General features: G+C 72.0%; 17 protein-coding genes. 15 read left to right on the top strand and 2 right to left on the bottom strand.

Annotation, left to right across the window (positions count from 1 at the left end; translation table 11 throughout):
- Nucleotides 1-175: 175 nt before the first annotated feature.
- Complete coding sequence (locus AB0L59_RS01965) at nt 176-838, top strand: RNA polymerase sigma factor (protein WP_365578186.1); 663 nt, start codon at nt 176-178, stop codon at nt 836-838.
- Here the strand turns inward: AB0L59_RS01965 and AB0L59_RS01960 are convergent.
- The gene (locus AB0L59_RS01960) at nt 741-1277 is read right to left on the bottom strand and encodes an HNH endonuclease (RefSeq protein WP_365578184.1); all 537 of its coding nucleotides are present in this window, start codon (nt 1275-1277) and stop codon (nt 741-743) included. The two genes, AB0L59_RS01965 and AB0L59_RS01960, sit on opposite strands and share 98 nt — an antisense overlap.
- Nucleotides 1278-1605: 328 nt before the next feature.
- Here AB0L59_RS01960 and AB0L59_RS01955 point away from each other — a divergent pair, with 328 nt between their 5' ends.
- From AB0L59_RS01955 to AB0L59_RS01925, 7 genes are all read left to right on the top strand, one after another.
- On the top strand, nt 1606-2718 hold the full coding sequence (locus AB0L59_RS01955) for a mechanosensitive ion channel family protein (RefSeq protein WP_365578182.1): 1113 nt from the start codon (nt 1606-1608) through the stop codon (nt 2716-2718).
- Nucleotides 2719-3305: 587 nt separating this feature from the next.
- Nucleotides 3306-4517, top strand: coding sequence for an ROK family transcriptional regulator (locus tag AB0L59_RS01950; protein ID WP_365578180.1), 1212 nt, complete (start codon nt 3306-3308; stop codon nt 4515-4517).
- A gap of 47 nt (nt 4518-4564) precedes the next feature.
- On the top strand, nt 4565-5908 hold the full coding sequence (locus AB0L59_RS01945; RefSeq protein WP_365578178.1) for an ABC transporter substrate-binding protein: 1344 nt from the start codon (nt 4565-4567) through the stop codon (nt 5906-5908).
- Nucleotides 5909-5911: 3 nt separating this feature from the next.
- The gene (locus tag AB0L59_RS01940) at nt 5912-6853 is read left to right on the top strand and encodes a sugar ABC transporter permease (protein WP_365578176.1); all 942 of its coding nucleotides are present in this window, start codon (nt 5912-5914) and stop codon (nt 6851-6853) included.
- 2 nt (nt 6854-6855) lie between these two features.
- Nucleotides 6856-7749 carry a carbohydrate ABC transporter permease gene (locus AB0L59_RS01935; protein WP_365578174.1) on the top strand — a complete coding sequence of 298 codons (894 nt, stop codon included), beginning with the start codon at nt 6856-6858 and terminating at the stop codon, nt 7747-7749.
- Nucleotides 7750-7756: 7 nt separating this feature from the next.
- Nucleotides 7757-9022 carry a 6-phospho-beta-glucosidase gene (locus AB0L59_RS01930; RefSeq protein WP_365578172.1) on the top strand — a complete coding sequence of 422 codons (1266 nt, stop codon included), beginning with the start codon at nt 7757-7759 and terminating at the stop codon, nt 9020-9022.
- Nucleotides 9013-9999, top strand: coding sequence for a BadF/BadG/BcrA/BcrD ATPase family protein (locus AB0L59_RS01925; RefSeq protein WP_365578170.1), 987 nt, complete (start codon nt 9013-9015; stop codon nt 9997-9999). The genes AB0L59_RS01930 and AB0L59_RS01925 overlap by 10 nt, the downstream gene beginning before the upstream one ends.
- A gap of 43 nt (nt 10000-10042) precedes the next feature.
- On the opposite strand, the gene AB0L59_RS01920 is transcribed toward AB0L59_RS01925, so the two are convergent.
- Nucleotides 10043-10459 carry a hypothetical protein gene (locus AB0L59_RS01920; protein WP_365578168.1) on the bottom strand — a complete coding sequence of 139 codons (417 nt, stop codon included), beginning with the start codon at nt 10457-10459 and terminating at the stop codon, nt 10043-10045.
- 125 nt (nt 10460-10584) lie between these two features.
- Here AB0L59_RS01920 and AB0L59_RS01915 point away from each other — a divergent pair, with 125 nt between their 5' ends.
- From AB0L59_RS01915 to AB0L59_RS01885, 7 genes are all read left to right on the top strand, one after another.
- Nucleotides 10585-13491 carry an NACHT domain-containing protein gene (locus tag AB0L59_RS01915; RefSeq protein ID WP_365578166.1) on the top strand — a complete coding sequence of 969 codons (2907 nt, stop codon included), beginning with the start codon at nt 10585-10587 and terminating at the stop codon, nt 13489-13491.
- 173 nt (nt 13492-13664) lie between these two features.
- Nucleotides 13665-15098, top strand: coding sequence for a hypothetical protein (locus AB0L59_RS01910; RefSeq protein ID WP_365578164.1), 1434 nt, complete (start codon nt 13665-13667; stop codon nt 15096-15098).
- Between the two features lie 14 nt (nt 15099-15112).
- Nucleotides 15113-16147, top strand: a complete 1035-nt coding sequence (locus AB0L59_RS01905; RefSeq protein ID WP_365579462.1) for a glutamate ABC transporter substrate-binding protein — start codon at nt 15113-15115, stop codon at nt 16145-16147.
- Nucleotides 16148-16190: 43 nt separating this feature from the next.
- Nucleotides 16191-17468: a hypothetical protein gene (locus AB0L59_RS01900; RefSeq protein WP_365578162.1), complete on the top strand. Its 1278-nt coding sequence runs from the start codon at nt 16191-16193 to the stop codon at nt 17466-17468.
- Nucleotides 17465-20023 (top strand): tetratricopeptide repeat protein, encoded by a 2559-nt coding sequence (locus AB0L59_RS01895; RefSeq protein ID WP_365578160.1) that lies wholly within the window; start codon nt 17465-17467, stop codon nt 20021-20023. The genes AB0L59_RS01900 and AB0L59_RS01895 overlap by 4 nt, the downstream gene beginning before the upstream one ends.
- A gap of 3 nt (nt 20024-20026) precedes the next feature.
- Nucleotides 20027-21406, top strand: a complete 1380-nt coding sequence (locus tag AB0L59_RS01890; RefSeq protein WP_365578158.1) for a protein phosphatase 2C domain-containing protein — start codon at nt 20027-20029, stop codon at nt 21404-21406.
- 82 nt (nt 21407-21488) lie between these two features.
- Entirely contained in the window at nt 21489-22829 is a 1341-nt protein-coding gene (locus tag AB0L59_RS01885) for a VWA domain-containing protein (protein WP_365578156.1), read from the top strand.

The raw sequence follows: 22829 nt of genomic DNA, 5'->3' as shown, positions 1-22829 counted from the left end.
TGCGGCCACGGGTGCTCCTTCGATTGAGGTCGTCGGTATGTCGGAGGCTGCGGCTTCTGACGGGGTCAGGGCAGGCCTACCCCGAGACGCCGCCGCCACTCGCCAAAACCCCGCGCCGGGGTGATCCGGCGCCGGACCGGTGATCGATAGAGAGGGTGTGAGACTGTTCCGCCCCATGGGGGGCCAGCGGGAGAACGACGAGGGAGCCGACGGCGCGGGCGGGGACGCGGCGCTGCTGCGGGCCGTCGCCGCGGGGGACGCGGCCGCGATGGCCGCGCTGTACGACCGGCACGCGGGCTGGCTGCACGTGGGGCTGACGCGCCGGTGCGCCGACCCCGAGGTGGTGCGCGAGGTGCTGCAGGAGACGTTCGTCACGGTGTGGCGGTCGGCGGCCGGGCATCGCGGACAGGAGGCCGGCGGCTGGCTGTGGACGATCGCCGCCCGCCGGCTCGTCGACGCGCGCCGGGCGCAGGAGCGGGCCGCACGGGTCGCGGGTCCACCGCTGGACGCCAGGACGGCGGAGGCCACCGGACGGTACGAGCCCGCCGCCGCGCCGTCCGCCGAGGACCGGGTGCTGGCGGGGCTGGAGTACGGCGATGTCGGCACCGCCCTGGACCGGATCTCCCCCGAGCTGCGCGAGGTGCTGCGCGCGACCGTCGTGGACGGGCTGAGCACCCGTGAGGCGCGGCCGCCGGACAACCGCCACCACGCCCCTCCTGGGCGTACAACACGGCCCGGATCTAGGCAGAAATGCCGTCGATCCGGGCCATGGCATCATCCGCGCCGTACGGCTGCAAGTAAGGCAGCCAGCGCGGGTCCCTATGGCCCGTGCCGATGATGCGCCAGGCCAGCCCCGTCGGCGGAGCCGGTTTGTGTCGCAGTCGCCACCCCAGCTCCACGAGGTGACGGTCGGCCTTCACGTGGTTGCAGCGGCGGCAGGAGGCCACCACGTTGTCCCAGACGTGCTTGCCCCCGCGGCTGCGCGGGATGACGTGGTCGACGCTGGTTGCGACGCCACCGCAGTACATGCACCGGCCCCCGTCGCGCGCGAAGAGCGCCCGCCGGGTGAGAGGAACGGGCCCCCGATAGGGAACCCGGACGAATCGCTTGAGCCGGACCACGCTGGGTGCGGGGACTGTGACGGTCGCGCTGTGCATAAAGGCGCCGGATTCCTCGAGGGAGACAGCCTTGTTCTCCAGGACGAGGATGAGCGCGCGGCGGAGCGGTACGACGCCGAGCGGCTCGTACGACGCGTTGAGAACCAGGACATGCGGCACGGGTGCCTCCTTGGGCGTCGGCGGCGCGTGGCTCGCGCCGGGACGATCTGCAGTCAGTCTCCCCTCATGCCTGGTGGAAGCGCCACCATGTCCCGGTAACGGGCTGGGAGTGTTTTCGACCACATCCGATACATCCCCCGGATCATGGCCTGTTCAAGCCAGGGTGAGCCCTGTCTCTCCTGTGCCTCTCCTTGGCGGATCCGCGCGGGGCACACACAATGCCCCGTTAGTGTGGTGGTCCTGTCCGTCCGGTGACCTTCTCGTGACCTCGAAGACCTTGACCGCCCCCGCCGGTACGGACTCGCGCAGCACCTTGGAGGTACCTGTCGTGTCGTCCTTGCCCGCCGCCCTCCTGGCCGCCGCAGCGTCGCCGACCCCCGCCCCCTCCCCCTCGGGATCGACGGAGCCGGCCGTGCCGTCGCTCCAGGACGCCCAGGAGAGCGCGACGAACGCGGCGAGCTGGGTCGAGCAGAACTGGTCGACGTGGCTCGCCATGGGGCTGCAGATCCTGCTGATCGTGGTGATCGCGGTCGCGCTGCGCGCGATGGTGCGGCGGGCGATCACCAAGCTGATAGAGCGAATGGGCCGCACCGCGGAGGCCGTGGACGGCAGCGCGCTGAGCGGGCTGCTGGTCAACGCCGAACGGCGGCGGCAGCGGTCGGCGGCGATCGGGTCGGTGCTGCGCTCGGTGGCGAGCTTCCTGATCATGGGTACGGCGGCGCTGATGGTGCTGTCCACCTTCAAGATCAACCTGGCGCCGCTGCTGGCGTCGGCCGGTGTGGCCGGCGTGGCGATCGGTTTCGGCGCGCGGAACCTGGTCACCGACTTCCTCTCCGGTGTGTTCATGATCCTGGAGGACCAGTACGGCGTCGGTGACGTGATCGACGCGGGCGTGGCCACCGGCGAGGTGATCGAGGTCGGGCTGCGCGTGACCAAGCTGCGCGGCGCCGACGGCGAGATCTGGTACGTCCGCAACGGCGAGGTCAAGCGGATCGGCAACCTCTCCCAGGGCTGGGCCACGGCCGGGGTCGACGTGACCGTGCGGGCGAGCGAGGACCTGGACAAGGTCAGGGCGACCCTGGACGACGTCGCCGAGCACATGAGCAAGGAAGAGCCCTGGAACGAGCTGCTGTGGGGCCCGATCGAGGTGCTCGGCCTGGACTCGGTCCTGATCGACTCCATGGTGGTCCGCGTCTCGGCGAGGACCATGCCGGGCAAGGCGCTGACGGTCGAGCGCGAGCTGCGGTGGCGGATCAAGCGGGCGTTCGACGCGGCGAGCATCCGCATCGTGGGCGGCGCGACGTCGGTCGAGGACGTGGAGGACACCCCGGACCCGACGGCCGCGGTGGCAGCCCCGTCGGTGTTCTCCAACGCGGATTCGCCGCAGGCGGCGGCAACGGCACCGATCGCTCCGCAGCGGCCGACACCTCCGGGCAAATAGGGAGCGGAACGAATTCGGCACACTCGTTCGCGTGAACAGGTGGGGCATTCCGGCGCCGAGTGCGCACGGGGTGCCCCGTCGTTCTGCCGGGGCACCCGGCGCGGGCTTGGCCCGGAAGGAGCGTGACGAGGAGAACCGGGGGTGAGCGCCGGTCTCCGCTGGGTGGCGTCCGGCGCCGCCGCCGTGACCGGTGTGCCGGTACCGCGGGCCCGGCGGGCCGGCGCGCCGCACACGTGGAGGGCGAAGAGGAAGCAGACGAAGTCGGCCTCGCAGCGTGCACAGCTTCCGCAGGGGCCTTCGGTCGGGCACCTTCGCCATCCGTTCGCCGACGGCCGGGCCACGCGCCCGGACAAGCGGTTCGAAGACCAGCCGGCCGTGAAGCAGCCGTACGGCCCCGCCCGCCGAGATAACGACTCTGTTGCCTCGGCGCCGTTGTCTATTGACGCCCCCTTCGTCCTGGGCTTACGTTCCTCCCACCCCAATAGGAAAGTTTCCTAACAATGATCTTCGGGCGGTCCGTGATCACGACTGGACCTCCGGCCAGGTCACTGAGAAGCTGGGCGGCTGGAAGGGCAGGTGTCGACCCCATGGCAGGAACCGCCGGTACGCCGGGCACACCGCGCGTGCTGCGCGCCATGAACGACCGCGCCGCACTGGACCTCCTGCTGGAGCACGGCCCGCTGTCGCGCACCCGGATCGGGAAGCTGACCGGCCTGTCCAAGCCAACCGCCTCCCAGCTGCTGGCCCGTCTCGAGGCGGCCGGACTGGTCCGGGTCACCGGCACCAGCGAGGGCCGGCCGGGCCCCAACGCCCAGCTGTACGCGGTGAATCCCGGCGCCGCGTACGCCGCGGGACTCGATGTCACCCCGGAGCGGATCCGCGCCGCCATCGCCGACATCACCGGCCGCACGGTGGGCGAGTACGAGCTGCCCACCCCGGGCCGCCGGCCCGCCCGGCCCGTCGTCCAGCAGGTCACCGACGCCCTCGACGGGGCCGTGAAGGCCGCCGGGCTCGCCCGGTCCGACGTGCACCGGCTGGTCATCGGCACCCCGGGCGCCTTCGACCCGGGCACCGGCCGGCTGCGCTACGCCTCCCATCTGCCCGGCTGGCACTCCCCCACCCTGCTCGACGAACTCGCCGCCGCCCTGCCGATGCCGGTGGAGTACGAGAACGACGTCAACCTCGTCGCCCTGGCCGAACAGCGGCTGGGTGCCGCCCGCGGCCACGGGGACTTCGTCCTGCTGTGGAACCAGGAGGGGCTCGGCGCCGCCCTCGTTCTCGGCGGCCGTCTGCACCGGGGCTGGACCGGCGGCGCCGGCGAGGTCGGCTTCCTGCCGGTGCCGGGCACACCCCTGGTACGACAGGTGACCAAGGCCAACAGCGGCGGCTACCAGGAGCTGGCCGGCTCCCAGGCCGTACCGAAGCTGGCCCGGGAACTCGGGGTCCAGGACGTGCCGTCGGGGTCGTACACCGAGGTCGCCGCCGAGCTCGTGGCACGGGGCGCCGACCACGCCGTCGGCCCCTACCGGGAGCTGCTCCAGACCTACGCGACCCGGCTCGCCACGGGTCTCGCCTCGCTCGTCTCCGTCCTCGACCCCGAACTCGTCGTCCTCAGCGGCTCCGCGCTCACGGCCGGCGGCGAGGTCCTGCGCGCCCTCGTCCAGGCCGAGCTGGAGGAGCTGGCCGCGGCCCGCCCCCGGCTGGTCGTCGGTGACGTGCACGAACACCCTGTCCTGCGCGGCGCGTTGGAGGCCGCGCTCGTCATGACCCGCGACGAGGTCTTCGACACCTCGCGCTGACCCCCGGCAGCACCTCTTCCGTCCACCTGCCCCTGGGAGACCTCGCCATGCCCGAAGCCATACCTTCAGTTGCCCGAAAGACGGCTTTTGCCCTGACCGCGTCGCTGGCCCTGCTCACCACCGCCTGCACCGGCCAGTCCAACTCGGGCGCCACGGACGACGCCTCGAAGGACACCACCATCAACTTCTGGCACGCCTGGAGCGCGCCGAACGAGGTGAAGGCGGTCAGGTCCCTGGTCGACGGCTTCGAGAAGGCGCACCCCAACATCCACGTGAACATCGTCGGCAACATGACCGACGACAAGATCAATCAGGCGCTGCGGTCGGGTGGTGACAAGGCACCGGACGTGATCTCCTCGTTCACCACCAACAACGTGGGCAAGTTCTGTTCCTCCGGCGCCCTGGTCGACCTCAACCCCTTCTTCAAGAAGTCGGGCATCGATCCGGCGAGGACGTTCCCGAAGCCGATGAACGAGTACACCCAGTTCGACGGCAACCGCTGCACGGTGCCACTGCTCGGCGACGCGTACGGGCTCTACTACAACAAGACGGCGTTCAAGAAGGCCGGTATCGCCGATCCCCCGAAGACCTGGTCCGAGTTCGAGGCCGACGCCAAGAAGCTGACCATCACCGAGGGCGACGGCTACAAGCAGCTGGGCTTCATGCCGGACTACCACGGCTGGGAGTCCACCACCGAGCACTACTTCGCCCAGTTCTCTCCGACGTACTTCGACAAGGACGGCAAGTCGGACGTCGCCAAGGACCCGGCGTTCCAGAAGGGCTTCGAACTGCAGAAGCGGCTCGTGGACGAACTCGGCGGATTCCGGAAACTGGAGAAGTTCCGGGCCACCCTCGGTGACGAGTGGGGCCCCAAGCACCCCTTCCACACCGGCCAGGTCGCCATGCAGCTCGACGGCGAGTGGCGGCTCGGCATGGCGGAGCAGGCCAAGCCGAACTTCGAGATCGGCGTCGCCCCACTGCCCGTGCCCGACGACCAGGTGAGCCAGTACGGCAAGGGCTACATCACCGGCACCATCGCGGGCATCGCCGCCACCAGCCACAAGCAGAACGCGGCCTGGGAGTTCGTCAAGTACATCACCACGAACACCGACGCCGTCGTCGGATTCGCCGACGACATCCACAACGTGCCCTCGACCCTGGCCGCGCTGAAGTCCCCGAAGCTGACGTACGACCCGCGGTTCAAGACGTTCCTGGACATCGCCGCCAACCCGAACTCCGCCACCTCCCCCGCCTCCATCAACGGCGGCCAGTACCTGGTGACGATCCAGCAGTTCGGCTACGACTACGAAAGCGGCAAGGTCACCGATCTGAAGGCCGGCCTGCAGAAGACCGCGGCGCAGATCGACACGGACATCGCGCAGGCGAAGTAGCCGATGAGTACGGTCACTCTGGCGTCGAAGCGCCGCCGCGCGGCGCTTCGCACCATCGCCTTCATGTCGCCCTGGCTGATCGGCTTCGCGGTCTTCTTCGCGTATCCGCTGATCTCGACGGTCTATTTCTCCTTCATGCACTACGACGGCTTCAAGCCGCCGACGTGGAGCGGGGCAAAGAACTGGGCCTATGTCTTCCAGCACTACCCCCTGTTCTGGCCGGCCCTGCGCAACACCCTGTGGCTGGTCCTGGTCATGGTGAGCCTCCGGGTCGTCTTCGGCCTGGGCATCGGCCTGCTGATCACCAAGATCAAGACCGGCACGGGTGTCTTCCGCACCCTCTTCTACCTGCCGTACCTCGCCCCGCCGGTGGCGGCGACCATGGCCTTCGCGTTCCTGCTCAATCCCGGTACGGGCCCGGTCAACTCCGTCCTGGAGAAGATCGGCGTCCCGGCGCCGGGCTGGTTCAACGACCCGAGCTGGTCCAAGCCGGCCCTGACCCTGCTGGCCCTGTGGGGCGTCGGCGACCTGATGGTCATCTTCATGGCCGCGCTGCTGGACGTGCCGACCGAGCAGTACGAGGCGGCCGAGCTGGACGGCGCGTCGGCGTGGCAGCGCTTCCGGTACGTCACCCTGCCGAACATCTCCCCGATCGTGATGTTCGCGGTGGTCACCGGCGTGATCCAGACCATGCAGTACTACACCCAGCCGCTGATCGCCGGGAAGGTCGCCTCCGGGGTGATCCAGGGCGCGGGCACCCAGTTCGAGCCCGGCTACCCGGACAAGTCCACGCTCACCCTCCCCCAGCTCGTCTACAACCTCGGCTTCCAGCGCTTCGACTACGGCTCGGCCTGTGTCGTGGCCCTGGTGCTGTTCGCCCTGTCGATGGTGTTCACCGGGTTCCTGATGCGGCGCCGGGGCGGTCTCATCCAGGCAGGTGACTGACCATGACCCAAGTACTGGACAAGCCGGTGGAGTTGCGCACCGACTCCACGGCCGCCGAGCGCACCGCCCGGCGCCGGGCACTGCTGGAATGGATCGGCATCCACTCCCTCGGCGTCGCCGCCGCGCTCTTCTTCACGCTGCCGTTCGTGTTCGTGTTCCTGACCTCGCTGATGAGCGACACCCAGGCGCTCAGCCGCGACCTGATCCCGCACACCTGGGAGTGGGGCAACTACCGCAAGGTCTTCGACACGCCGGGCTTCCTGACCTGGTGGAAGAACACGCTGATCTACGCCGGCCTCGGCACCGTGCTGACGGTGGTGTCGTCCATCCCGGTGGCGTACGCCCTCGCCAAGTTCCGCTTCCGGGGCCGCAACCTGTCGCTGATGCTGGTGATCTCGATGATGATGCTGCCCCCGCAGGTGGTCATCATCCCGATGTACCTGTTCTGGGCGAAGCAGCTGGACCTGTCCGGCACGCTGTGGCCGCTGATCATCCCGATGGCGTTCGGCGACGCGTTCTCCATCTTCCTGCTGCGCCAGTTCCTGATGACCATCCCGAACGAGTACCTGGACGCGGCGAGGGTGGACGGCTGCGGCGACCTCAGGACCCTGCTGAAGGTCGTCCTCCCGATGGCGAGGCCGGGCATCGCGGCCGTCGCCCTCTTCCAGTTCTTCTACGCCTGGAACGACTACTTCGGCCCGCAGATCTACGCGTCCGAGAACCCCGGCGCCTGGACCCTGTCCTACGGCCTGGAGTCCTTCAAGGGCGCCCACCACACCGACTGGAACCTCACGATGGCCGCGACCGTGCTGGTCATGGCCCCCGTGATCATCGTGTTCTTCTTCGCCCAGAAGGCGTTCGTCGAGGGCGTCACGCTCACCGGAGTAAAGGGTTGAACCGGATATGAAACTCACTGTGGTGGGCGGAGGCTCCACCTACACCCCCGAACTCATCGACGGCTTCGCACGCCTGAGGGACACCCTGCCCATCGAGGAACTCGTCCTCGTGGACCCGGCCGCCGAGCGCCTGGAGCTGGTGGGCGGCCTGGCCCGCCGGATCTTCGCCAAGCAGGGGCACCCCGGCCGGATCGTCACCACCGCCGACCTGGACGCGGGCGTCGACGGCGCCGACGCCGTCCTGCTCCAGCTGCGCGTCGGTGGCCAGGCGGCCCGTGAGCAGGACGAGACCTGGCCGCTGGAGTGCGGCTGCGTCGGCCAGGAGACGACGGGCGCGGGCGGGCTGGCGAAGGCCCTGCGCACGGTCCCGGTCGTCCTGGACATCGCCGAACGGGTCCGCCGTACCAATCCGCGCGCGTGGATCATCGACTTCACCAACCCGGTCGGCATCGTCACCCGCGCGCTGCTGCAGGCCGGGCACCGGGCGGTCGGGCTGTGCAACGTGGCGATCGGCTTCCAGCGGAAGTTCGCGGGCCTGCTCGGCGTGACCCCGGCGGACGTCCACCTCGCGCACGTGGGCCTCAACCACCTCACCTGGGAGACAGGTGTGCGGCTGGGCGGTCCGGAGGGCGAGAACGTGCTTCCCGAGTTGCTGGCCGAACACGGCGAGGCGATCGCCGGCGACCTCCACCTGCCCCGCCCCCTGCTGGACCGCCTGGGCGTGGTCCCCTCCTACTACCTGCGCTACTACTACGCCCACGACGAGGTCGTGCGCGAACTGCGCACCAAGCCGTCCAGGGCGGCCGAAGTCGCCGCCATGGAGCGGGAGTTGCTGAAGATGTACGGCGACCCGGCCCTGGACGAGAAGCCGGCGCTGCTCGCCAGGCGGGGCGGCGCCTACTACTCGGAGGCGGCCGTGGACCTGGCGGCGGCGCTGCTGGGCGGCGGAGGCAGCCCGTACCAGGTGGTGAACGCGTTCAACCGGGGCACGCTGCCGTTCCTGCCCGACGACGCGGTGATCGAGGTCCAGGCGGCGGTCGGCCCGAACGGCCCGGTGCCACTGCCGGTTCCGGAGCTGGACCCCCTGTTCTCCGGGCTGATCGCGAACGTGACGGCGTACGAGGACCTGGCCCTGGAGGCGGCGCTGCGCGGCGGCCGGGACCGCGTCTTCCGCGCCCTGCTCGCCCATCCGCTGATCGGCCAGTACACGTACGCCGACGCCCTCACCGACCAGCTGATCGCACACAACCGGGAGCACCTCGCGTGGGCGTGACCTCACCTCTTCCCGCGCGGGTACTCGCCATCGACGCGGGCAACAGCAAGACCGACGTGGCCGTGGTCACCGCCGCCGGGGAGGTCCTGGCCACGGCCCGCGGCGGCGGCTTCCGGCCGCCCGCGGTCGGCGTGCCGGCGGCACTGGACGCGCTGGCCGAACCGGTCGCCCGCGCCTTCGCGGACGCCGGCGTCACCTCCGTCTCCCATGTCTCGGCCTGCCTGGCCAACGCCGATCTCCCGGTCGAGGAGGAGCAGTTGGCGACGGCACTCCAGGCGCGCGGCTGGGGCGGGTCGGTGGCGGTGCGCAACGACACCTTCGCGATCCTGCGGGCAGGCGTCGCCGAGCCGCGCGGGGTGGCCGTGGTGTGCGGGGCCGGCATCAACTGCGTCGGCATGCGCCCCGACGGCCGCACCGCGCGCTTCCCGGCGATCGGCCGTATCTCCGGTGACTGGGGCGGGGGTTGGGGTCTGGCGGAGGAGGCCCTGTGGCACGCGGCGCGCGCGGAGGACGGCCGGGGCGAGCCGACGTCCCTCTCCCGCACCCTGCCCGCGCACTTCGGACTGCCGACCATGTACGCGCTGATCGAGGCGCTGCACCTGGAGCACATCGACCACGACCGCCGGCACGAGCTGACGCCGGTGCTGTTCGCGACGGCCGCCGCGGGAGACCCGGTGGCGCGGGCGATCGTCGCCCGGCTCGCGCAGGAGGTGACGGTGATGGCGACCGTGGCGCTGACCCGCCTGGACCTGCTCGACGAGGAGACGCCGGTGCTGCTCGGCGGCAGCGTCCTGACGGCCGGTCACGCCCTGCTCGACGACGGCATCCGCGACCTGCTCGCCGACCGCGCCCCCAAGGCCGACGTCCGCGTGGTCACGGCGAGCCCGGTCCTGGGCGCGGCCCTGCTGGGCCTGGACCGGCTGGGGGCGGACAGGGAGGCGCGGGAGCGGGCGCGGGGGTACTGGGCCCGGCCCTGAGGGCCCGTGCTCATCCTGTCGGCGGGGGACGGCGGCGACCGCGTCACCCGAAGTGGAGGTCTCCCTCGATGGTGCCGGTCTGAACGACGGGACCGCGGATGTCGCCTCCGCTGATGGTGTTGTGCACGGTGGTGCCCTGCTCCGGGGAGCGCCCTGCCGCCGCGATCAGGGCGCGCAGCTCGTCCCGCGCCGCCGGGTCCTCGTGGAGCAGGAGCAGCAGCCGAGCCTGCCATACGGACTCGATCGCGGCGAGGGCCGCCCGATCACCGCTGTCCGTGGCGGCGACGACCGCGGTGCGGGCCTCTTCCAGGTCCGCGTCCGCCGCCTGCGCATCCCCTGACCGCCCACGCCCGAACAGTGCTCTCAGCCGGCTCTTGACGGTGGCCCACGCGTCGCCCGCCATCAGCTGCACCAGGGTCGTCGCCCCGGACACGGCCATGGCGTTCAGTTCAGCCTCCACACGGCCTCCTCCGCTTCCGCGGCCCTTCGCACTCCGGCGAACTCCGGTCTTTCCCAGCCTACTTGGAGCACGTTCGGGACGCGGGCTATGGTGCTCGACCAGGAGACGGCGGAGGTGCGCGAGACGTGGGGCGAGCCGGGGGGAGCGGGTTCCACGACGTGCACAACACCTTCCACGGTGACGCGGAGACGGTCATCCAGGCCGGCTCCATCGGCCGCGTCCACCTCTATGGCATCCCCTTCCAGCTGACGCCCCTGTCCCGCTGGTCGGTCGTCCGGCGCTGTGCCGTCACGGCGGTCCTGGTGGCTCTCGGCGGCTTCCTCCTGGACACGGGACTCACCGCCGCGACCGGCCGGAAGGCGCCGTGGCTGGTCGTCGCCGGACTCGCGGTGCTGATGACGGCGTACACGGTGGGGTGGGTGACCTGGCAGTGCCGGCAGCTGTCCCGCGGCCGCCACGAGAACGCGCTGCGCGCCACGGTGAACGGCGTGCTCGCCGGACTGGCCCGGGAGCAGGCCAAGCAGTGGCGCGACGAGGCGATCGCGCGCCGCGTCCAGGGACCGCGACTGCTGCCCGTGCTGTGCCGCACCGCCGAGCGCGACCTGTTCGACCACTGGTCCAACATCCGAACCGGCGAACGCGGAGACCGGCCCCTGCCCCTCGACGGCGACGTCGCGGAGATCGACCGTCTCTACGGCCTGGTGCCCTCCGGACGGCTGGTGATCCTGGGCGAGCCGGGCGCGGGCAAGAGCGTCGCGGCGCTCCGGCTCGGACTGCGGCTCCTGGAGCGACGAGAGCCTGACGGCCGGGTCCCCGTCATCCTCCCCCTCGCTTCCTGGAACCCGGGCGAGACGGGCCTGTGGCGGTGGGCCGCGCAGCGGCTCGCCACCGAGCACCCCGAACTGTCGACACCGACCGGCTTCGGCAGCGTACTGGCCGAGGAGGTGGCGACCCCCGAGCGGCTCCTGCTGATCCTCGAAGGGCTCGACGAAATGCCGCCCGAACGGCGGGCCGTGGCCCTGCGGACGCTCAACGAGAGCCTGGACGAACACACTCATCTCATCCTCACCAGCCGCACCGAGCAGTACCGGAACGCGGTGCGCCGGACCGACGTACTCGTTGGCGCGGCGGCCGTGACGCTGCAGCCGCTGACCGTACGGGAGCTGAGCGAGTACCTGAGGACCAGCACCCGGCGGACGCGGAAGGACGGCACCCCGCTGTGGGAGCCCGTTCTCGCCCGCATCCGTGACGGCGACGATCCGCACGCCCGGCGGCTGCGCGCCGCGCTGTCGTCACCGCTCATGCTCGGGTTGGCGCTCGCCGTCTACGGCGACACGGCCGCCGACCCGGCCGAACTGCTGGACACGGCCGCGTTCCCGGACAGAGCCGGGATCGAGAAGCACCTCATCGCCCGGCTCGTCCCGGCCGTCTACTCGGCCCCGCCCGACGTGGGCAGACCACCCCGCTGGCGGGCGCGGGACGCCGAACGGCACCTGAGCCGGCTGGCCCGGGACGCCACGCGTCACGATGCCCCCGGCGGCGAACTCGCCTGGTGGCGCTGGTATCCCGAGCAGGCGAAGGCCGCGACGGCGGTGGCCGTCACCCTGGTCTACGGCGCGGCCGTGGCCCTCACCGCCGCCCTGCCGCCGCACGGCACGATCCGGTGCTGGGACATGACACTGCCGCCCTGGGCCGCACTGGCACTGATCGGCGCCTTTCCCCTGCTCGTCGCCCTCGTGGACGTCTACGCCACCGAGCCCGTCCCCGCACGCCTGCAACTGCGCCGCCGCATGCCCACGATTCTCTGGCGCGCCGCCGGAGGCGCCGCCGGGATCGGCTTCGCCTGGCTGAGCAACCTCCCCACCAAGGAGCATCCCTACCCGGCGGGCTTCCCGATCCCCGTGGCCATCGTGTTGGGTGTGCTCTTCGTCGTCCGCGCCGCACCGAGCATGGCGACCGACGTGGCGTCGGCCACCCCCCGCTCGCTGCTGCGGGCGGACCGGGTGTCAGCCCTGACGCTGGCGGTCAACCACTCGGTCACCGGGCCACGCCGGTGGTGCCTGGAAGCGGTGGTGCTGTTCCCCGTCCTTCTCCTCAACACCTGGAGCGACCACGCGGGAGCGGAGGTGACGGGCCCGGCGGAGTGGGCCACCGCGGTGTCGGGCGCCCTTGTCATCACCGCCCTGCTCGGGATCACCAACACGGCATGGGGCCGCCACGCCGCGGCGCGCGTCGTCCTGGCGGCCACCGGCAGGCTGCCCTGGCGGGCGATGGCCTTCCTGGAGGACGCCCACGCGCGCGGTGTGCTGCGCCAGTCCGGCGGGGTGTTCCAGTTCCGCCACGCACGCTTGCAGGAACACCTGGTCGGCGAAGCACCACCGGCCCGTGACGGCGGGGTTCGCATGCGCGCGCACCCGCGTGCCGTCCGGCTGCTGCGCCGGTGGCCCGCTCCCGTGCTGGCGGGGCTGGTGCTGGCCGTCGGGAGTGCCACTGTCCCCGCGGCCGTCAGCCATGTCCGCAGGCCGGCCGGCCCCTACGCCGCCCCTGCGCCGGCCTGCTCCCTCCTCGACCGGAGCGCGGTCAGCTCGGCATTGCACGGAGCTCCGGTGCGCGACCGTGAGGCGGGACACGACGGCGGCCTCTATGCGCCGTGGCCCCGCGACGACGACGTGTGGTGCAGCTGGCACACCGAGGCCAACGCCTCGAGGCTCGCGCTGGCCACCGATACGGAGCCACCGACCCCCGACGAGAGCGGCGCCGAGAAGGCCAGGGACGTGTTCGCCTGGCTGACGACCGGGCTCGGTAGGGCCCACGTCGATCCCTCGGCCACCCCGTGCGACGGGGCGCACGAACGCATCGAGCCGGTGGACGACTTCGCGGGCAGGGCCGTACTCGTCTGCGGCAACGTCCTGTTCGAGATCGACTACGCCGCCGCGCCGGGCGAGGAGTCGCACGCGACCGCGCTCATGCAACGACTGCTGCACCTCGCCGTGGGCAGAGGGCTTCGCGCGCGCATCGACACGTCGCCCTGAGCACAGGGAACCGACGTGCCCTGACAGGCGTGTTCCTGTGCGGGGGGTGGTGCGCCGGGCGTCGCGCGCCGTCGGGCACACTGCGATCCGATCAAGATCCAGTGAAGGCCGGTGCGGATGTCAGTGCCGGCGGTGATACTTGGCGGCGAACGGATGACCATGGGGGAGGTCGAGTGACACACCCGCCGAAGAGCGCGGCACCGCCAGTGACGGGCCCCGGCGTGCCCGCCGCCCCCGGCATCCCCGCGCAGACCCCCCGCCCCGCACCCGCGGGCTCCCCCGCGCCGTCCGCGCGACGGACCGCGTTCGCCGAGGGCGCCGACCGGTTGCGGGCCGCGGCGACCACCGAACCGGGGCGGCTGCGGATCATCGGGGCCGTACTGGCGCTGCTGGTCGTGGCGTTCGGCGCGGTCACCGCCTGGCAGGCCAGTGAGCGGGCGGCCGCCGCCGACGACGTGCTGCACCGCAGCCAGCCGCTCAGCTCCGGCGCGGCCGGCATCTACCGCTCGCTGGCGGACGCCAACACGGCGGCGTCCAGCGGCTTTCTGGCCGGCGGCCAGGAGACGGCCGCCTCCCGGGACCGGTACGAGAAGGACATCAGTACGGCCGCCGCCGGCCTGGTGACGGCTGCGGCGAACGCCGAGCCGGGCTCCGCCTCCGAGGCGACGATCACCAGGCTGAACCGCCTGCTACCCGAGTACAAGGGGCTCATCGAGCGGGCGCGCACCTACAACCGGCAGGGCTATCCGGTCGGCGGCGCCTATCTGCGGTACGCCAACGAGAAGATGCAGAAGGAGATGCTCCCGGCGGCGGAGGATCTCTACACCAAGGAGAACCAGCGCCTCGACGCCGACTACGGGAACGCCACGCCGTATCCGTGGCTCGCCATCGCGCTCGGCGTGCTCGCGCTGGCCGGCCTCGGCTGGGCCCAGCACCGCACCTACCGGCGCACCAACCGCGTCCTCAACCACGGCCTGGCCGCCGCCTCGGCCGCCACCACGATCGCCCTGCTGTGGCTCGTCGTCGGGCACGCGGTGGCCCGCGCGGAGCTGAACGGCTCCTACGACCACGGCATCCGCTCGCTGACCGTCCTCGACGACGCCCGGATCGCGTCCCTGAAGGCGCGCGGCAACGAGAACCTGAGCCTGGTGGCGCGCGGCGCCGAGACCATCACGGTCGACGGCAAGCCGTACGACGCCTACTACTACGCCTTCGACACGGACATGGCGGGCCTCGGCGGGGGCCTGGCGCAGGCGGCGAAGCTCGCCGACGACCAGGGCGGCACCGCGCCGGTGAAGGCGGCCCAGAGCAACATGGCGGTGTGGAAGCAGCGCCACGCCGCGGCCCGCGCCGAGGACGAGAACGGCAACTACCAGCAGGCGCTGGACAAGGTCATCGGTGCCACGGGCGCCACCGGTGAGTGCTTCGACGGCGTGGACCGCAGTCTGGCCCGGGCCATCGACCACGAGCAGGCCGAGTTCCAGCGGGCCGCCGGTCACGGGCGGGACGCCATGACCGGGCTGCCGGTGGGCGCGGCCGTGCTCGCGGTGCTCGGCGCGGCCGGCGCCGTGTCCGGCATCGGGCGCAGACTTTCGGAGTACCGGTGACAGGGGGCATGACGATGTACGCGGCGCGTGTACGGACCTCCCTGCGGGGCTGGGGCGGGGTCGGCGTGATGGCGGTGCTGTGCGCCCTGGCGCTGGCGTTCGTGCTGCTGCTGCCGTGCACCCAGCGGGCACCGGACCACCGTCCGGACCGGGACGGCCCGACCGTCGCCCACGGTGTGCAGGCCCGCGCCGAGGACTGCAAGGACTCCGACGCGCAGAAGCAGACGCTGTCGCCGTCCGGTGCGGACGGGCCGACGATCGACGCGATCAAGGCCCGTACGGGGGCCAAGCGCAAGCTGGTCGTCGGCGTCGACCAGAACAGCTACCACTGGGGCTACCGCAACCCGAACACCGAGGGCGCGGAGCTGGAGGGCTTCGACATCGACCTGGTGCACCGGATAGCGCAGGACATCCTCGGCGACCCGGACGCGGTGCAGTTCAAGGCGATCCCGACCAGCCAGCGGATCTCCGCGATCCAGGACGGCCGGGTGGACATGGTGGTGCGGACCATGACCATCACCTGCGACCGGCTGTCCCAGGTGGCCTTCTCCGCGCCCTACTTCAAGACCGGGCAGCAGGTGCTCGCCCCCAAGTCGTCGTCCATCACGGGCTACAACGCCACCCTGGCGCACAAGCGGGTCTGCACGGCGGCCGGTTCGACGGCGTACACCAAGCTGGACGCCGACAGGAGGGACGGCACCCTGCCCGTCTCCACGGACATCTCCACCACCGTCCCCAACCAGCTGGACTGCCTGGTCAGGCTGCAACTCGGCGAGGTGGACGCGGTGGTGACCGACGGCGCGCTCGCCGCGAGCCAGGCCGCGCAGGACCCGACCGTCGAACTCAAGGGCGCGGCGTTCACGACCGAGTACTACGGCGTGGCGATGAAGAAGGACGCCTCCGATCTGGTACGCCGGGTCAATCGCATTCTGGTGGGCTACCGCGCCAGCGGCTGGCAGGCGTCCTACGACACGTGGCTGTCGGCGACACTGGGGAAGGACTCGTCGGCGTCCAAGCCGCCCGCGCCCGAGTATCTGCGCACGAGCTGAGCCACATCCGACCGGAACACTTGACAGCAGCGAGAGGTGATCGATGGGCGTCACGGACCCCGCCGGGCCGGTGATGGACCGGGACGAGGTGGACCGTGCGCTGGCGCGGCTCGGCCAGGAGCACGAGGCGATCGAGACCTCGCTGCTGGCGCTGCAGGACCACGCGGGCCGCAGACTCCTCGAGGGCGCCGAACTGACCGGGGTCACCAAAGAGCGCTGGCAGTCCACGGAGGCGGAGATCACCCTGCTGTGGGGGTACTTCGACGCCTACGCGGCCGCGCTGCGCTCCGCCCGCGAGATCCGCGCCCGGCGCCGCTGGTCCAGCCGCGAGGACCTGGTGGAGCTGACCGAGCTGCTGCGCGGCGAGTCCGTGACCGTCTCCGGCAGCGGGAGCACGCTCAGCGAGTCCTACTCGCTGGCCGGCCTGGTGGACCGGATGAACGAGTTGTACGCGACGAGCCTGGACCTGGTCGTCACCGCCGACGCGGTGTGGTCGGCGCTGCCCGCGCGGATCGATTTACTCGCCGCGGAACTCCAGCGCACCCGCAAGCTCGCGCACTCCGTCGGCGTGCGCCCCGGCGAGCATCCGTCCGGTGACGACCTGGAGCGGATCACCCGCACGCTGACCAGGCTGCGCGAGGACGTCGTCTCCGACCCGCTGGCCTTCTGGGTACCGGCCGAGGGCAGTTCGGCGCCCGGCGGCGGCCGTCCGGACACCACCGTGTACGACCGAGAGGCACGCGCCCTGGAGGACGTGCGGCGGGAGATCGACGCCGTGCTGACCGTCCGGCAGGACGCGGAGGCGCGGTTGATCCGGTTGCGGGACGTGCTCTCGCGAGCCGACCGCACCCTCGCCGAGGCCCGTACCGCGCGCGGCGAGGTGCTGGCGAAGATCGCGGCGACCGAGGTGCCGGTGGTCAGCGGCCCGCCGACCGTGCTGCAGGAGCAGCTGGCGACGGCGGCCGAGTACCGCAGGCAGGCCCAGTGGCACCGGCTGTCCCCGCTGCTGGAGTCGCTGGAGCAGAAGGCCGAGGACGAACTGCTGCGTGCCCGCGAGTCGTTGACCGCGGTCACCGCGCCGCTCGCGGTCCGCGCCGAGCTGCGCGGCCGGCTGGACGCGTACAAGGCGAAGGTCGCCCGGCACGGACTCGCCGAGGACCCGTTCCTGGTCGAGCGGTACGACGCGGCCCGGCGGATGCTGTGGAGCGCGCCCTGCGACCTGCGGGTCGCGGAACAGGCGGTGCTGCGCTACCAGCAGCTGGCGAGCGAGCTGCTCGGCGGCGCGGGCGCGCCGGAGGACCGTAAGGGGGACCAGTCATGAGTCAGCCGGGGCAGAGCTGTCAGCGGCCGGGCTGCGAGGGGTCGTACGAGGACGTCGGCGGCGGCGAGCTGTACTGCGACACCTGCGGCCTCGCACCCGTGGTGTCGGCGAGCGGGATGGTCGGGTCGCCGGCGACGGGACTGACCAAGGGTTCGGCCGACAGCGGCAGTTCGCGCAGCAGCTCACGGACGTCCTCGCAGTCGTCGAAGTCGCGCCGCTCGGTGTCCGGGCGGCTCTCGCGGTCCCTGTCGGGCCGGTCCACCGGGCGTTCGGTGTCGGTGCGCAGCTCCGGCTCCTCCTCCGGCACCTCCACGCGCGGCCGGCTCGGCGCCGGGCTGGTGAACGTGCCGCAGGTGCCGCGCCCGGACCCGCGCTCGATGGTGCTGGAGAACCCGGAGGTGCCGGAGCGGAAGCGGTTCTGCTCGCGCTCGGACTGCGGGGCGCCGGTCGGACGGGCACGAGGTGACCGTCCTGGCCGTACGGAAGGCTTCTGCACCAAGTGCGGGCACCCGTACTCCTTCGTGCCCAAGCTGAAGGCCGGGGACGTGGTGCACGGCCAGTACGAGGTCGTGGGCTGTCTCGCGCACGGCGGGCTCGGCTGGATCTACCTCGCCGTGGACCGGGCCGTGTCCGACCGCTGGGTGGTGCTCAAAGGCCTGCTGGACACAGGCGACCAGGACGCGATGGCCGCCGCGATCTCCGAGCGGCGCTTCCTCGCGGAGATCGAGCACGCCAACATCGTGCGGATCTACAACTTCGTCGAGCACCTCGACCAGCGGACCGGCTCCCTCGACGGCTACATCGTCATGGAGTACGTCGGCGGCAAGGCCCTTAAGGAGATCGCCAACGCCCGCCGTACGCCGGAGGGGCGGCGTGATCCGCTGCCGGTGGAACAGGCGTGCGCGTACGGCATCGAGGCCCTGGAGGCCCTCGGGCACCTGCACAGCCGCAACCTGCTGTACTGCGACTTCAAGGTCGACAACGCCATCCAGACCGAGGACCAGCTCAAGCTGATCGACATGGGCGCCGTGCGCCGCATGGACGACGACGAGTCGGCGATCTACGGCACGGTCGGCTACCAGGCGCCCGAGGTCGCCGAGGTCGGCCCGTCGGTGGCGAGCGACCTGTACACGGTGGGCCGTACGCTCGCCGTGCTCACCTTCGACTTCCAGGGCTACACGAACGTCTACGTCGACTCCCTGCCCGACCCGGACACCATCGACGTCTTCCGCCGTTACGAGTCCTTCTACCGGCTGCTGGTGCGCGCGACCGACCCCGACCCGGCCCGCCGGTTCGCCTCCGCGCAGGAGATGGCCGAGCAGCTGACCGGTGTGCTGCGCGAGGTCGTCTCGCTGCAGAGCGGTCAGGCCCGGCCCGCGCTGTCGACGTTGTTCGGCCCCGAAGTGAAGGTCACGGACCGGGAGTTGTTCCCGCGGCTGGACGGGGACGTGTCCCGGCTGGGGGCGCGGGAGGTGCGTACGCGGAAGCGGACGGCGGCCGGAGCGCCGGGGGCCGCGTCCGGTCCCGCAGCCGGGGTGCCCGCCCCGCGGCAGGCCGGTGCCGGTGTGCCCGCGTCGGCGTCCCTGCCGCCGGCCTCCGTACCGGCCGGCACCCTCGTGAAGCCCGTCGACACCCCCGCCACCGCGCTCGCCCTGCCCGTCCCGCTGGTCGATCCGAACGACCCCAACGCAGGCTTCCTGGCGGGCCTGCTCGCCTCCGCGCCCGCCGAGCTGATCAGTGCCCTCGGTGCGGCGCCCGCACAGACCGTGGAGACCCGGCTGCGGGAGATCCGCGCCCGGCTGGAGAGCGGCGACCACCAGGCAGCGCTGATGAGCCTCGGCAAGCTGGACGAGGAGCGGCCCGACGACTGGCGGGTGGTGTGGGTCCGGGGCGTGGCCGCCCTGGTCACCGGCGACTTCGAGGGCGCCGCGCTCGCCTTCGACGCGATCTACGACGCCTTCCCGGGCGAGGCGGCGCCCAAGCTGGCGCTCGGCCTGTGCGCGGAGGTGCTGGGCCAGCTGGACAACGCGGCCGAGTACTACCACCTGGTGTGGGCGACCGACCCCAGCTATGTCAGCGCCGCGTTCGGGCTCGCCCGGGTACAGCTCGCGGCCGGGAACCGGCACGGGTCCGTGCGGACCCTGGAGTCGGTGCCGGAGTCCTCCATCCACTACACGGCCGCCCGGGTCGCCGCCGTCCGGGCGCGGCTCAGACAGCGCACCGCGACCGCCGGTGACGTGGCTTTCCTGGACGATCTGACGGCCGCCGCCGGGCAGGTCGAGGCACTGGACGCGTACGGTCTGGACCCGGCGCGACGCGAGGAGTTGTCCGCGGAAGTGCTCGGCTGTGCGCTGGACTGGATACTCTCCGGGGGCCAGGGCAACCAGGCCGCGGGCGGCGGACGGGTGCTGCTGGGCAGCGGTCTGGACGAGCGGGGCCTCCGCTTCGGCCTGGAGCGCGCCTACCGCACGCTGGCCCGGCTGGCGCCCGGCGGCGAGGAGAGGATCGAACTGGTGGAACGGGCCAACCGTTACCGCCCCCGGACGTGGGTGTAGTCGATGTCGCAGATGCCCCAGCAGGCCGCACTGCCGAAGTGCCCGAGCTGCGCGGAGCCCGTGGAGTCGGGCGACCTCTTCTGCGGAGCGTGCGGGTACGACCTCTCCGTCGTACCCGCACCGCCGCAGGACCATCCGACCCTCACCATGACCGGCTCCCCCGGGGACGGCGTGGACTGGCCCGCCCCCGGGCCGGAGAGCTCCTCCGCCCCGCCGGCGGCGCATCTGCCGGCCGACCCGCCCGGCACCGACGCCGGCGGCACATCCCTGCCCGGCGACGGACCCGGCGCGGCCCCCTACGCGCACGAGCCCGGCGCGGCTCCGCGCGGCCACGAGCCCGGCGCGCAGGAGGCGCGGCAGCCGGCCGGTTCCGGGGTGCGCTTCGACCGGCCCGCGGAACCCGAGGAGTACCCGTTGCAGGCGCCCGACCCGCGCATGGCCGAGAGCGTCGCCGAGCCGGAGGAGCCCGCGCAGATGTGCGTCGCCTGCCGGGCCGGCCAGGTGGACAGCGACGGCTACTGCGAGAACTGCGGTCACGCCCAGCCCCGCGAACGCGACCACGTCGAACGGGAGTCCGGCCCGGTGGCCGCCGTCAGCGACCGGGGTCTGCGCCACCACCGCAACGAGGACGCCTTCTCCGTCGGCCACACCGCACTGCCCGACGGCACCCCGGCCGTCCTCGCGATCGTCTGCGACGGCGTGTCCTCCGCGACCCGCCCCGACGACGCCTCGAGTGCCGCCTCCCAGGCGGCCGGTGACACCCTGCTGGCCGCCCTGCCGCGCGGCACGCATCCGCAGACCGCCATGCACGAGGCGATCGTCGCCGCCGCGCAGGCCGTCAACGCGCTCGCCGAGGAGCCCGCCACGGCCCGCGAGCACGCCCCGCACCAGAACGCCCCGGCCTGCACGATCGTCGGTGCGGTGGTCACCTCCGGGCTGCTGGTCGTCGGCTGGGTCGGTGACAGCCGCGTCTACTGGGTGCCGGACGACCGCGGCGCGCCCGCGGCCCGGCTGACCGAGGACGACTCCTGGGCCGCGCAGATGGTCGCCGCCGGCCTGATGAGCGAGGCCGAGGCGTACGCCGACGAGCGCGCCCACGCGATCACCGGCTGGCTCGGCGCGGACGCCTACGAACTGGAGCCGCACACCGCGTCCTTCAAGCCGGACCGCTCCGGTGTGGTGGTGGTGTGCACGGACGGCCTGTGGAACTACGCCGAGACGGCCGAGGAGATGTCCGAGGTCGTGCCGGCGGACGCGGCCGCGCGCCCGCTGCACAGCGCCCGGGTCCTGGTCGGCCACGCCCTGGACGGCGGGGGCCACGACAACGTAACAGTGGCCGTCGTGCCGTTCCCGGCGCCGCCGCAGGGGGCAGGATCGGCCTGAGGCCACACGAGCCGGAGGGGACCGGCCCGTTCACAGCCATCGCCCTGCGTCAGCGGGGCGGCCAAGGGGGATTTGAGTACGCATGGCCAATTTCGCGAAGTCGCATGTGCCGCAGTTCTCGATGGACGTCTACCAGAACGAGTACCTGCCCGAGGGCGGGCGCGAGGTCAACGCCATCGTCACCGTGACGGCGACGGGCGGCGGCACCGTCGGCAGTGCCGTCGCTCCGGTGTACGCGCGGGGCCGGGGGCCGTCCGCGGCCGTGGCGGTCATGGTCGACTGCTCCGGCTCCATGGACTACCCGCCGACCAAGATGCGGGGCGCCCGGGACGCCACGGCCGCCGCGATCGACGCCCTGCGCGACGGCACGCACTTCGCGGTGATCGGCGGCACGCACGTGGCCAAGGAGATCTATCCGGGCGGCGGGCGGCTCGCGATCGCCGACGCCGTCACCCGCGAGCAGGCCAAGCAGGCGCTGCGCCGGCTCGGCGCGGGCGGCGGCACGGCCATCGGCACCTGGCTGCGGCTCGCCGACCGGCTGCTGGAGTCGGCGGACGTCACCATCCGGCACGGCATCCTCCTCACCGACGGCCGCAACGAGCACGAGTCGCCGGAGGACCTGCGGGCGACGCTTCAGGCGTGTGCCGGACGGTTCACCTGTGACGCGCGGGGCGTGGGCACCGACTGGGAAGTGAAAGAAGTCACAGGGATCGCCTCCGCGCTGCTCGGCACCGCCGACATCGTCGCCGACCCGTCCGGCCTCGCCGCCGACTTCACGCGGATGATGGAGACGGCCATGGGCAAGGAGGTCGCCGACGTCTCCTTGCGGGTGTGGACGCCGGTCGGCACGACCATCCGGTACGTCAAGCAAGTGGCGCCCACCGTCGAGGACTTGACCGCCCGCCGCACCGAGGCCGGGCCGCGCGCCGGGGACTATCCGACCGGGTCGTGGGGCGACGAGTCCCGCGACTACCACCTGTGCGTCGAGGTCCCGCCGGCCGGTCTCGGCCGGGAGATGCTCGCCGCCCGGGTCTCGCTGGTCGTGCCGCAACCGGACGGCTCGGTGCGGAACCTCGGCGCGCAGGGGCTCGTGCGGGCCGTGTGGACCGACGACATGGTGGCCTCCACCTCCATCAGCCCCCAGGTCGCCCACTACACCGGGCAGGCGGAACTGGCACAGGTCATCCAGCAAGGGCTCAGCCTTCGCAAAGCGGGCGATTTCGATGGAGCAACGGCCAAACTGGGACGCGCTGTTCAGCTCGCGAACGCCTCCGGGAACGCCGATACTGCGAAACTGCTTGCGAAGGTGGTGGACGTGGTCGACGCCGCGACAGGTACTGTGCGGTTGAAGACGAAGGTCGCGGAGGCGGATGAGATGACTCTGGAGACCCGGTCCACAAAGACTGTTCGTGTAAAGAAGTGA

It is taken from the genome of Streptomyces sp. NPDC052109 (assembly GCF_040680195.1).
GTDB lineage: Bacteria > Actinomycetota > Actinomycetes > Streptomycetales > Streptomycetaceae > Streptomyces.
This window is presented reverse-complemented; position numbering and strand designations above follow the sequence as displayed.